Source organism: Acetobacter sp. AN02 (assembly GCF_029759835.1).
In the GTDB taxonomy this organism is placed as follows: Bacteria; Pseudomonadota; Alphaproteobacteria; order Acetobacterales; family Acetobacteraceae; genus Acetobacter.
Genome location: NZ_JAJJND010000071.1, coordinates 1 through 11,955 on the forward strand (window position 1 = coordinate 1; position 11,955 = coordinate 11,955).

10 protein-coding genes are annotated in these 11,955 nt (G+C 59.7%); 6 read left to right on the top strand and 4 right to left on the bottom strand.

Annotated features, from left to right (window positions below; translation table 11 throughout):
• The first annotated feature begins 58 nt into the window (after positions 1–58).
• Both LOC54_RS08910 and LOC54_RS08915 read left to right on the top strand, forming a co-directional pair.
• Positions 59–259 carry a hypothetical protein gene (locus tag LOC54_RS08910; RefSeq protein WP_279313464.1) on the top strand — a complete coding sequence of 67 codons (201 nt, stop codon included), beginning with the start codon at positions 59–61 and terminating at the stop codon, positions 257–259.
• A gap of 116 nt (positions 260–375) precedes the next feature.
• The gene (locus LOC54_RS08915) at positions 376–1,833 is read left to right on the top strand and encodes an NAD-dependent succinate-semialdehyde dehydrogenase (RefSeq protein WP_279313465.1); all 1,458 of its coding nucleotides are present in this window, start codon (positions 376–378) and stop codon (positions 1,831–1,833) included.
• Between the two features lie 7 nt (positions 1,834–1,840).
• Here the strand turns inward: LOC54_RS08915 and LOC54_RS08920 are convergent, their stop codons facing one another.
• The 4 genes from LOC54_RS08920 to LOC54_RS08935 all read right to left on the bottom strand — a co-directional run bounded on the left by LOC54_RS08920 (position 1,841) and on the right by LOC54_RS08935 (position 7,013).
• Entirely contained in the window at positions 1,841–3,004 is a 1,164-nt protein-coding gene (locus LOC54_RS08920) for an MFS transporter (RefSeq protein ID WP_279313466.1), read from the bottom strand.
• A gap of 4 nt (positions 3,005–3,008) precedes the next feature.
• Entirely contained in the window at positions 3,009–4,280 is a 1,272-nt protein-coding gene (gene purD, locus LOC54_RS08925) for a phosphoribosylamine--glycine ligase (protein WP_279313467.1), read from the bottom strand.
• A 108-nt stretch (positions 4,281–4,388) separates the two neighbouring features.
• Complete coding sequence (locus tag LOC54_RS08930; protein WP_279313468.1) at positions 4,389–6,773, bottom strand: heavy metal translocating P-type ATPase; 2,385 nt, start codon at positions 6,771–6,773, stop codon at positions 4,389–4,391.
• 30 nt (positions 6,774–6,803) lie between these two features.
• Positions 6,804–7,013, bottom strand: coding sequence for a heavy metal-associated domain-containing protein (locus LOC54_RS08935; protein ID WP_279313469.1), 210 nt, complete (start codon positions 7,011–7,013; stop codon positions 6,804–6,806).
• 145 nt (positions 7,014–7,158) lie between these two features.
• On the opposite strand from LOC54_RS08935, the gene LOC54_RS08940 reads away from it, so the two are divergent.
• The 4 genes from LOC54_RS08940 to lpxB all read left to right on the top strand — a co-directional run bounded on the left by LOC54_RS08940 (position 7,159) and on the right by lpxB (position 11,862).
• Positions 7,159–9,054, top strand: coding sequence for a copper resistance system multicopper oxidase (locus tag LOC54_RS08940; protein WP_279313470.1), 1,896 nt, complete (start codon positions 7,159–7,161; stop codon positions 9,052–9,054).
• Positions 9,055–9,098: 44 nt separating this feature from the next.
• A complete protein-coding gene (locus LOC54_RS08945; RefSeq protein WP_279313471.1) occupies positions 9,099–9,785 on the top strand; it encodes a copper resistance protein B in 687 nt (228 codons plus the stop codon).
• A 90-nt stretch (positions 9,786–9,875) separates the two neighbouring features.
• On the top strand, positions 9,876–10,664 hold the full coding sequence (locus LOC54_RS08950; RefSeq protein ID WP_279313472.1) for an EipB family protein: 789 nt from the start codon (positions 9,876–9,878) through the stop codon (positions 10,662–10,664).
• A 10-nt stretch (positions 10,665–10,674) separates the two neighbouring features.
• Positions 10,675–11,862: a lipid-A-disaccharide synthase gene (gene lpxB / locus LOC54_RS08955; RefSeq protein WP_279313473.1), complete on the top strand. Its 1,188-nt coding sequence runs from the start codon at positions 10,675–10,677 to the stop codon at positions 11,860–11,862.
• Positions 11,863–11,955: the final 93 nt, after the last annotated feature.

The following is an 11,955-nucleotide window of genomic DNA, read 5'->3' on the forward strand; positions in this document are numbered from 1 at the left end:
AGAATATCGTTTCTCGCCTTTCTTAACCTCGCAGCCGTAAAATTGTGGCTACCGTCTTTTGTCAACAGAACCTAGTCTGTCGGCGTTTTTCTGCAAGGGAGATCTTGCCGGTCTGACGCAGGCGGACAGAATCAGGATCGATGAGATACTGACGGAGCCGTGGGTGCCGACGGAACAGCTGTCCGACTATCTTCTTTCCCTGGAGCATATGCCTGCCGGTCGCCGTCGCGGAGGAATTTTCGCGACCAGGGCACTCTGAACCGTTCCGGACGTTGCGCTGTCATGACCGGCTTGCAGTCTGCGTGATTTACGGCGCAGGGTGTCTGCCGGGTGAAGACCGTTCAGAAACTCTATCGTTCAGATCGGGGAAAAATTATGCAGCTTCAGGATACGTCGCTTTTCCGAGAGGCCGTTCTTGTGGGCGGACAGTGGATCGATGCGAAAACGGCAGAAAAAACGATTGCTGTTGAGGATCCGGCAACCGGCCGTGTGATCGGGCATGTGCCCGATCTTGGTCAGAGCGAGACGCGGCAGGCTGTTGAAGCTGCAGCGAAAGCCCAGAAGATCTGGGCAAAGGTCAGTGCAGCCGAGCGCGCCGATAAGGTGCGCCGCTGGTATGAGCTGATTATGGCCTCTCAGGATGATCTCGCCCGGATCATGACCCTGGAACAGGGTAAGCCTCTGGAGGAAGCCCGCGGAGAAATTGCCTACGGTGCGAGCTTCGTCCTGTGGTTTGCCGAGGAAGCCCGCCGGATGTACGGCGAAATCATCCCGCCGCCGGAGGCGGAAACGAGGATGATGGTGATCCGGCAGCCTGTCGGTGTGACGGCAGCCATTACGCCCTGGAATTTTCCGAATGCGATGATTACCCGCAAGGCGGCTCCGGCATTTGCCGCAGGCTGTGCGATGGTGCTCAAGCCGCCGGAGCAGACGCCGTTCTCTGCTATCGCCCTGGCCATTCTGGCTGAGCGCGCGGGCTTTCCATCCGGTCTGTTCAGTGTCGTTACCGGCGATGCGGCAGCAATCGGCGGAGAGATGACGTCAAATCCTACGGTTCGGAAGCTCACGTTCACCGGTTCCACCAGAATCGGTGCCCTGCTCTATGAACAGTGTGCGCCCACGATCAAGAAGCTGGGGCTGGAACTGGGTGGAAATGCACCGCTGCTGGTTTTTGACGATGCTGATCTGGAAGTGGCGGTTGAGGAGGCGGTTGCAGCCAAATTCCGCAACAATGGTCAGACATGCGTCTGTGCGAACAGGCTCTACGTTCAGGCCGGTATCTATGACGCGTTTGCGGAACGGCTTGCAGAGCGCTTAGGGCACATGAAGACGGGCAACGGCTTCGATGAGGGTGTGACGTTCGGCCCGCTGATCAATAAGGCCGCCCTGAAGAAGGTGCAGGATCATATCGAGGATGCTGTCTCGCACGGTGCGAAGATTATTGCGGGCGGTAAGCCGCATGAACTTGGCGGTCTGTTCTTTGAACCGACGATTCTGACGGAAGTCACGGCGGAGATGAAGGTCGCGCGCGAGGAAACTTTCGGCCCGCTGGCGCCTCTGTTCCGCTTTGAGACGGAAGAGGAAGCGATCGAGCGTGCCAATGATACAGAATTCGGCCTGGCGTCCTATGTCTTCACCAGTGACGTGAATCGTGTGTTCCGTGTCAGCGAGGCGCTTGAGAGCGGAATGGTCGGGGTGAATACCGGCCATATCTCCCACGCGGAGGCTCCGTTTGGCGGGATCAGAAGCTCAGGACTGGGGCGGGAGGGATCGCGTCACGGGCTGGAGGACTTCACCGAGCTTAAGTTCATCTGCCTCGGAAACGTGAAGTAGCGGCTGGTCAGCCTGCCCCGGATGCGTCCGGACGGGTCAGGGGCAGGATCATCAGAGCAGTCAGGACGAGCAGGCCGGAAAGCATGGCGAATGCCGTGCTCAGGCCTGTTGCATGTGCGATAAAACCGATCAGCGCTGGTCCGGCCAGAACACCAGCGTAGCCCAGAGTGGTGACGGCCGAGACTGCCGGGTGCTGAGGCATGGCTTTCTGTGCGCCGACCAGAGCAAAAAGCTGGGGTACAAGATTGGCGTTTCCTGCCCCGACGAGGAAACAGCCCGCCACGATCATGGCGGGGCTGTGCATCAGAGCGATCATTGCGGCGCCGATTGCGGCAATCAGGGTGCCACCGGCCAGAAGCAGGCGCCTTCCGGTCAGGGCGATGATCCGGTTCCCGGTCATGCGGAACAGGGTCGTGGCCGTCGCAAAGGCAGTATAGCCAAGGCCCGCCTGAGCGGACGGACTGTGCAGGAGCGTCGTCAGACACACTCCGGACCAGTCGAGAATACTGCCTTCCATAAGGAAAGCGATGGCACAGATCGCCCCGAGAAGGATCACGACACCATGCGGACGCACGAGGAACGGCTCCCGGGCGGTGCGCTCGTTCAGCAGCCATCCGGTGATGAACAGCATGATCAGAAGATCGGCCGCCGTAATCACACAGGCTGTCCAGCTCGGATTCAGTCCGACAGAAAGAAGCGTGGTTACTCCGGCAGAGCCTGCGATCGCACCGAAGCTGAAAAAGGCATGAACGCCTGAGATGATGGACCGGCTTACGCGTCGTTCGATACTCAGTGTGTGAATATTCATCACACAGTCAATAATGCCCAGACCGCCCCCGAAAATCATCAGGACCATAGCTGCCTGCCAGCCTGAGGTGGTCAGGGTTGCAACAGGAAGACTCAGCCCTGCCGCAAGAATCCCGGGCACGATGACAGCCCTGCATCCGAACCGGGAGGACAGTATTCCGGCCAGAGGCATCGTGATCAGCGATCCTGCACCAAGACACAACAGCACGCTGCCCAGCCCGGCATTGTCCAGGCCGATCCGGTGCTGTACGGCGGGAACGAGCGGTGCCCAGGAAGAATAGGTCATACCGGACAGGAAAAAACATGCCGAGGAGGCGTGTGTTGCCAGAGTTAATCTGCGAGGGCTGACAATCGTGGTGCTCATATCCTCAGAGCGCGCGTGCCCCGATATCGGTCCGCCAGATGGCATCGTCCCACCGGATGGCTCTCACACCGGCATAGGCCCGCTCCCTTGCCTCCGCGACGTCAGTGGCTGTGGCGCAGACGGTCAGGACGCGTCCTCCCGCGGCGATCAGAGCGCCGTCCTGCTCACGCAGGGCGGTTCCGGCATGGAAAACACGAACGGACGGCAGTCGCTCCGCTTCTTCAATGCAGGTAATGGTGCCGCCTCTGGCGGGTTTGCCGGGATAGCCGCGTGCGGCCATGACGATGGCGACGGACGCCTCATCAGAGAAGCTGATCCCGGCATTGCCGAGGTCGCCGGATGCCAGTGCCTTCAGGGCGGGAAGAAGGTCCGAGGTCAGGCGGATCAGCAGAGCCTGGCACTCAGGATCTCCGAAGCGGACATTATATTCAATCAGCTTCGGCCCGGCCTCCGTCAGCATTAATCCGGCGAAAATCACTCCGCGGAACGGGGTGCCGCGACGGACCATCTCCCGGAGCATCGGACGCACCAGCAGGTCAAGCGCGGCCTCCTGCTCCGCCCGGCCAAAACGGGCCGGAGGGGAGACGGCACCCATACCACCGGTATTCGGTCCGGTATCTCCGTCTCCGATGCGTTTGTGATCCTGGGCGGCCCCGATCAGTACGGCGGTTTCATCGGAGCAGAAGGCGAAGAGGGACACTTCCTCTCCCGTCAGGCATTCCTCAATGACGACGGAACGACCTGCGTCTCCCAGGCTTCCGTCAGCCATCATGTCCTGTACGGCGGCTTCGGCCTCTTCGGCAGTCATGGCGACGACGACGCCCTTGCCGGCTGCAAGGCCGTCTGCCTTGACGACAATCGGAGCGCCGCGACGACGGATGAACTCCAGGGCGTTTGCGGGATATTCGAACCGCTCCCATTTTGCGGTAGGAATATCCGCGATATCGCAGATTTCCTTGGTGAAGCTCTTGCTGCCCTCAAGTGCTGCGGCAGCCATGGAGGGGCCTGCACACGGAATGCCCGCTTCCGCGCATGCATCGGCCAGCCCTGCGACGAGCGGAGCTTCCGGCCCCGGGACAACGAGATCAATTTTTTCCCTGCGGATAAAGTCCAGCAGGGCAGGGACATCATCGGCAGCAATGGCAGCATTGGTACCAAGCGCCCCGGTGCCCGGATTGCCCGGTGCGATCCACAGCGCCGTCAGCTCGGGGGAGCGGGCAATGGCAGCGGCCAGCGCGTGTTCACGTCCTCCGGACCCAACCAGCAGCACCCGCATCGTCTGTCATCCTTATTCCGTACCGTAATCCGGGCTTTCGTCCGGTTCGGACGGAGCGGCGGTCAGCGCACACTTACCCCTGAACCCGCGCCGTATTCAAGGACGGGATCAGGTCTTTTCCGGCTGACGGGCTCCTCTCCAGAGGTTGAGCAGCAGGGAGTTGCTCACCACCGAGACGGAACTGAAAGCCATTGCCGCACCGGCGACCAGCGGGCTGAGCAGACCGCAGGCCGCAAGGGGCAGGCCGATGATGTTGTAGATGAAGGCGAAGAACAGATTCTGTCTGATTTTCCGCAGGGTTGCACGTGAAAGCGAAATGGCGTCCGTCAGGGCGTGAAGATCATCACGCATCAGCACGACATCCGCGTTTTCTATGGCAATGGCCGATCCGGAGCCTATAGCGAAGCTGACATCCGCGGCCGCAAGGGCCGGTGCGTCATTGATACCGTCTCCTGCCATACCCGTCACCGCGCCGTCCTGCCGGAAATCCTTCACGGCCTCGACCTTGCCATCCGGCAATACTCCGGCGCGGATATCCGTTATGCCGAGTGCCGTAGCCACCTGCTGTGCGGCGCGGGGATTGTCTCCCGTGACCATCACCGGGCGGATATGGTCATGCTGCAGGGCGGTGATCACCTCCCGTGCTTCCGGACGGATCGTGTCTGTCAGGGCGATACAGCCGAGAAGGCGGCCGCCGAGGGCGATGGCCGTGACGGTTTTCCCTGCTGATTCCGCCTCCTGCACGAAAGCAGGCATCTCATCCTCCACACCCTGCTCCGTCAGAAACCGGGGCGAACCGAGCAGAGCGGGCCAGCTTCCGATACGGGCAGAGAGACCGTGTCCGGGAACAGCTGAAATATCCTGTGCGTCCGAGGGCGTGATGCCGCGTTCTTTTGCGATGCGGACGATGGCACGGGCCAGAGGATGTTCCGACTGTGCCTCAAGACCCGCAGCGATACTGAGCAGGGTGCGTTCCTCCACCCCGTCTGCCGGGACGATATCGCTGACGGACGGGCGGCCCTCGGTCAGCGTGCCGGTTTTGTCGAGCAGAAGGGTGTTCAGGTGATGCACACGTTCAAGAACGGAGGCGTTGCGGAAGAGGATGCCGCTGCGCGCTCCCCGCGCCGTACCGACCATGATCGCGGTGGGTGTCGCCAGTCCGAGTGAACAGGGACACGCGATCACGAGAACGGCGACGGCCCGGATCAGGGCCGTATTCAGCGGCTGTCCGATGAACGCGTTGATCAGGAAGGTGAGCAGGGCGATTGCCAGAACGACCGGTACGAAGACGCCGGAGATCCTGTCCGCAAGCTGCTGGACGCGGGCTTTCGACCCCTGGGCCTGTTCCACCATCTGCGTGATGCGGGCGAGCATTGTGTGCTGTCCGGCATTCGTGGTCCGCACACGCAGCACGCCATTCCCGTTCAGCGTTCCTGCGGAGACGGCAGAGCCGGTTTTTTTCGGTACGGGCAGACTTTCGCCCGTCAGCATGGATTCGTCGGTTTCCGAAAGGCCTTCGAGCACGAGACCGTCTGCGGGGATGGATTCGCCCGGGCGAATGATGAAAATATCGTCCGGCCTGAGGGATGCTGCAGGTCTGTCGGTCAGACCGTTTTCCGTCTCGACATGGGCGACGGCGGGCTGAAGCTTCAGCAGCCCCTCAATCCCGGCTCCGGCCTGGTTGCGCGCGCGCGTCTCCATCAGCCTGCCAAGCAGGATCAGGGTGATCACCCCGGCGCTTGATTCGAAATAGACCGGCTCGTGCAGTCCGGCGAAGGTGACGACGGCTGAAAAAGCCCAGGCGATCGTGGTTCCGAGCACGACCAGCACATCCATATTCGCGCTGCCGCTGCGAACGGCATTCCAGGCCCTGTCATACAGATGCCGTCCGCACCAGAACTGCACCGGTGTGGCAAGGCAGAACTGAAGCCAGCGGGGGATCATCTCATGATGTTCTCCCCGGAACATTCCGGCCATCCCGGCAAAAAGCGGGAGGGACAGAGCCAGGGCGGGGAGAAAATTCAGCAGGGCGGCGCGCCAGTCCCGCCGGCGTTTCCTGTCTGAGGAGGACAGGGAGGTATCAGCGGGGAGTGCGGTAAATCCGGCTCCGGTGATCCGGCTGATGATGTCGTCCTGCGATACAAGGCCGGGTGTCCATGTGACATGTGCCCGCTCCGTCGCGAAATTGACCTCAGCGTGGACACCTTCCGTCCTGTTCAGGAGTTTTTCTATTCTTGCCGCACAGGCTACGCAGCTCATGCCTCCGATGTCGTAATCGGCTGTCTGATCTGGTACGGTAAAACCCGCCTTCCGGATGGCATCGACCACCGTGTCCGGTGTGGTCTGTCCGCCGGTCAGCTCCACACGGGCATGGCCGGATGCGAAGCTGACACTGGCGTACGTGCCGGGAAGACGGCTGAGACGCTTCTCCAGACGGACGGCACAGCTTGCGCAGGACATGTCGCCGACGGGAAGATCCAGAATCTGAGACATGAAAGCGGCCTTATCCGATGACGGGAACTGTCAGAGAACGTCGAAACCCGTGCCTTCGACCACCTGTCTCAGTGCGTCCGGAGAGATTTTTTCCGGATCATACGTGATGACAGCCGTTCCGTCTTCATGGCTGACGCTGGCGGACGTGACACCGTCAGCCGCGCTCAGGGCTTTCTGCAGGGATGACGAGCAGCCGCCACATGTCATTCCGCCAATTCTGAGGGTAAGTGAGTCAGACATGAAAATACTCCTGCTTTCCTGAAATCGGGGCAGCATAGCCTTTCCTGATCCCTGAAGGGAGCGGAAAGCCATGCCTTGTTCCATATACCCGTATGGGGTATATGTTGTAAGAGGTTATCTGTTTTGCAAGCAGGAGTGGCTGTTGATGGTTCTCAATCCGACCAGGCGCGGTTTTCTGGCTGGTACGGGGGCAGCCATCCTGTCCGGAGCGGCTGCCCCGGCCCGGGCTGATAGCGGAACCGGTGCCATCCGGGGGCTCGTGCCGCAGGAGGTCCGCAGCCGGTATGATCTTACCGTCATGCAGCGCAGGCTGACGGTTGCCGGGCAGAGGGCATCGCAGGCCTGTATCGACGGCGGCCTCCCCGGGCCGGTTCTGCGGCTGCGGGAGGGGGATGTTGCGGAACTGACAGTCATCAATGCGCTGGACGAGGATACATCGATTCACTGGCATGGTCTGCGCGTGCCCGCGAATATGGATGGTGTTCCGGGGCTGAGCTTTGCGGGTATAAAGCCCGGTGAGAAATTCACCTATCGTTTTCCGCTGAAGCAGAGCGGAACATACTGGTATCACAGCCATTCGGGGATGCAGGAGACGCAGGCGGTCTATGGCGCCATGGTCATTGATCCTGCGGGCGATGATCCGGATGCCTGTCCTTATGATTATGTCGTGATGCTCAATGACTGGAGTGATGTTCCGGGAGAGAAAATTCTGAGCAACCTGAAATTCAGCGGTGATTATTATAATTTCAGGCAAAGAACAGCATTTTCATTCCCCGCGGAGGCCGAAAAGCACGGAGCGGCCGCTGCTCTGCAGGATCGTCTGAGATGGTCTCGGATGCGGATGTCCGCCACGGATATCTCGGATGTGAGCGGAATTATCTACACCTATCTCATGAATGGTCTTGGCCCGGATGAAAACTGGACCGGACTGTTCTCGCCGGGACAGAAAGTGCGTCTGCGCTTTATCAATGCTTCCGCGATGACATTTTTTGACGTGCGGATTCCGGGTCTGGAGATGAAGATCATCCAGGCGGATGGAAATGCAGTTGAGCCTGTTTCTGTCGATGAATTCCGGATCGGTGTGGCGGAAACCTATGATGTGACCGTCCGGCCTGAAGGCGATCGTGCCTGGACGATTTTTGCCCAGAGTGAGGACAGAACCGGTTATGCACGCGGAACCCTCGCGCCACGTCCGGGGATGCATGCGGAAATTCCACCGATGGATCCCCGACCGGTCCGGACCATGATCGATATGGGCATGGGAAATATGAAATCCATGCCGGGCATGAAGCATGCCGGTACAGGCAGTTCTCATGCGGGAATGCCGTCCATGGATATGCCCGGAATGGATATGTCCCGGATGGATATGCATGGCGACATGAAGGCGTCTGCGGGTTCTTCCCATGCCCGGACGGATACGGGCATGGAAGATATGGATATGGACATGGGTGAGGGGCACATGATGCATCACATGCCTGAAAAAACCGTGTCCTATGCAAAAGACTATCTTCCTGCTTCGGTCAGGGTCGATCCGGGATCTCCGGGGCTCACGGTTGAAAATCAGAATATTGCTCAGGTGCCGGTGTCCCGTCTTGGTGACCCTGGAGACGGTCTTGAGGATAACGGGCGCAGGGTGCTGGATTATACCATGCTCAGGGCAAGGGTTCCGGCTTCTGATCCCCGGCCGCCTTCCAGAGAGATCGTGCTGCATCTGACGGGGAATATGGAGCGCTATATCTGGGGATTTGACGGAAAGAAGTTTTCTGAGTCCGGTCCTGTCAGGCTCAGGACGGGTGAGCGTGTGCGTCTGGTCCTGATCAATGACACCATGATGGAGCATCCGATCCATCTGCATGGTCTGTGGAGCGAGATCGAAAACGGGCAGAACGAGTACAGGCCGGTCAAGCACACGATCATTTCCCAGCCGGGGAGCCGTCTGAGCTATCTTGTCTCGGCAGATACGCCGGGGATGTGGGCGTTTCACTGCCATCTGATGTACCACATGCATGCAGGCATGTTCAGAACGGTGATCGTGTCATGAGGCTGCTTCCGCTTCTCTGTTTATGTTGTCTGCCTGTATCCGCGATGGCGCAAACCACGACGGCGACCTACGGCCCCGGTGGTCCTCCTGTCGAGGATTCCCGTATCTATATTCATGGGATTTTTAATCAGCTCGAGGGAAGATATGGTCCTGGCGGCACGGATTTCCGTTACGACGGAGAGGCCTGGGCCGGAGGCGATCACAACCGGGTCTGGCTGAAATCTGAAGGCACGGTCAATCCTCAGGGGAAATTCGGAGATGGTCAGCATGAACTGGTCTATTCCCGTGCGATTTCCACCTATTTCAATCTTCAGGCGGGTGTCCGGAGCGATATTGACGATGGCCCCTCCCGGACGTGGGGGGCATTCGGCCTGCAGGGCCTGGGGCTTTATTTTTTCGAGACCCAGGCAATGATCTATGTGCGTGGGGACGGGAATATCGCCGGGAAAATAGAGGGATCCTACGATTTCCTGCTGACCAACCGTCTGATCCTCCAGCCTCAGGCTGAACTGAATTTCTATTCGAAACGCGATATCGGTCGTGGGAACGGAACAGGCCTTTCGGATATCGATACCGGCCTGCGTCTGCGGTACGAAATAAAGCGGCAGTTCGCTCCGTATCTTGCCGTGGTCTACAGCGGATATGCGGGAAATGCCCGCCCAATGGCACGAACGCGTGGTGACAGCACCGGAGATCTGAAATTTACTTTCGGAATACGGACCTGGTTCTGAGTTGTCAGCCGGTCTGAAAGCCCGGTAGGGTATAATCCTCGGAAGTATTTCGGAACAGGATGATAACAGGTGCGGCGGCTGGAAATTCTGGTGGCAATTACTGCGTGCCTGTGTGCAGCGACAGATATCTGCAGGGCAGAGGATGCTGTCCGGCTTGTCCCTCATCGTGCGGTGTATGATCTGCGGCCTGCGGCGATGGCGGGCGGGGACGTTGTCGGTGCCGGAGGCACGATGACGTATGTCGTCAGTGAGGAGTGTTCCGCATGGTCCACGGAGCAGCGTCTGACGGTCCGGACCGTGTCACGCACGGGGCAGGCCGTGGAAATGGTGTCGGACTATACCACGCTTGAGAGCCGTGACGGACGTTCCATGAAGTTCCGTACGACGCAGACGAATAATGATGAGACTGTTCTGCGTGTGGACGGAGAGGCGGAACTGAAGCCCGACGGTGCCGGAGAGGTGCATTACGACCAGCCGTCGAAAAAGACGGTGCCGCTTCCCGCCGGAACGCTGTTTCCGATGATGCATACGAAGGCGCTTCTGGAGGCGGCACAGAAAGGCGAGACCGGATTTGATGCCATGCTGTTTGACGGCACGTCTCCTGATGGCGCCCAGCATGTCTATGCGAACCTGTCGGGATGGAAGCTGAAAGACGCCGGGGCATCCTTTCCTGAGCTTGGAAAAATTCCCTTCTCCCGTGTCAGACTTTCATTTTTCTCCTCTGATCCGGCAGAGATGCTGCCGGAGTTTGAAAACAGCATGAAATATTATGCTGGCGGAGAGTCGGATGATCTGGAGATGAATTTCGGGGAATTCCGCCTGCATGGCGTCCTGACGGAATTCAGACTGCTTCCCCCTGCGAAACAGTGTCCGGAATAGGAACGGGTTGATGAAGCTCGAAAGTCCTCTGATCTGGATACTTGCCGGAGAGGCCAGCGGCGATGTCCTGGGGGGACGCCTTATGCAGGCTCTGAAAGCCGCCCGGCCGGACATGAGATTTGCCGGTGTCGGCGGGGAGCGGATGGCAGAAGCGGGTCTTCAGACGCTTTTTCCTCTGCGGGATCTTGCCGTGATGGGGCTGGTCGAAATCCTTCCCCGTATTTGCCATCTTTCCCGACGTCTTGACGAGGCTGTTGCGGATATCCTGTCCCGCCGGCCCGATCTCGTGATTACAATAGACAGCCCGGGCTTTGCTCTCCGGCTGCTGCGCCGCATTGCGCCTTCGGGAATTCCGCGTATCCATTATGTTGCTCCCCAGGTCTGGGCGTGGCGTGAGCACCGGGTCCGGAAATTTCCGGGGCTGTGGGAGAGGCTTCTCGTACTTCTGCCGTTTGAGACAGAGTTTTTCGGAAAGCACGGGCTGGATGCGCGGTTTGTAGGCCACCCCGTTCTGCAGTCGGGGGCGGAGCGCGGCAATGCCGGGCGGTTTCGTCTGCGTCATGGGATTCCTGAGGACCGGAAGATCCTGATTCTGATGCCGGGAAGCCGGCGTTCCGAAGTGCCGCGACTGCTGCCTGTGTTCGGAAAAATGCTGAGGCTGCTTGCGCAGCGTCACGAAAATATCGTTCCGGTTATACCGGTGTCTCCGGTCGTGGCGCAGACCGTGAGGGCTGCGACGGAAGGATGGCCGCACAAACCCGTCCTGCTGACAGAAACGGAAGACAAGCACGACGCTTTTGCCGCAGCGTCCGTGGCCCTGACCAAATCAGGGACGTCCACGCTGGAACTGGCGCTTGCAGGTGTGCCGATGGCAGTAACCTATCGCGTCAATCCTCTGACAGCGATGATGGCGCGACGGCTGATCCGCGTGCCGTATGTGGCGATGGTCAATCTGCTGGCCGGGCATGAGCTGGTGCCGGAGCTTCTTCAGGAAAACTGCCGTGCAGACCGCCTTGCGGATATGGTATCGCGTCTGATGCATGATCCCGCTGTCGCACAGGCACAGAAGGAGGGATTTGCATCGGTTGTGGCGGGGCTGTCCGAGCCTTCGGGCAGGGCGGCGGCCGATGCCGCGGCGTCCGAGGTGCTGGAGCTTCTCGATGCGTCGCAGACGGCCGGAGCACATCAGGACGGCTGAGAGTCGCAGTCAGTCTTACGGCGTGTCGTCAGTTAAGGCCTGATTGCGGCACGTGAGGGTTGTACTTTGTGGCTGTGTGTGCTGACTGTTTTC

Coding starts and splice junctions, on each gene's coding strand:
- LOC54_RS08935 (WP_279313469.1), bottom strand. CDS start 7,013: ATGTCTGACTCACTTACCCTCAGAATTGGCGGAATGACATGTGGCGGC.
- LOC54_RS08915 (WP_279313465.1), top strand. CDS start 376: ATGCAGCTTCAGGATACGTCGCTTTTCCGAGAGGCCGTTCTTGTGGGC.
- LOC54_RS08940 (WP_279313470.1), top strand. CDS start 7,159: ATGGTTCTCAATCCGACCAGGCGCGGTTTTCTGGCTGGTACGGGGGCA.
- purD (WP_279313467.1), bottom strand. CDS start 4,280: ATGCGGGTGCTGCTGGTTGGGTCCGGAGGACGTGAACACGCGCTGGCC.
- lpxB (WP_279313473.1), top strand. CDS start 10,675: ATGAAGCTCGAAAGTCCTCTGATCTGGATACTTGCCGGAGAGGCCAGC.
- LOC54_RS08930 (WP_279313468.1), bottom strand. CDS start 6,773: ATGTCTCAGATTCTGGATCTTCCCGTCGGCGACATGTCCTGCGCAAGC.
- LOC54_RS08920 (WP_279313466.1), bottom strand. CDS start 3,004: ATGAGCACCACGATTGTCAGCCCTCGCAGATTAACTCTGGCAACACAC.
- LOC54_RS08945 (WP_279313471.1), top strand. CDS start 9,099: ATGGCGCAAACCACGACGGCGACCTACGGCCCCGGTGGTCCTCCTGTC.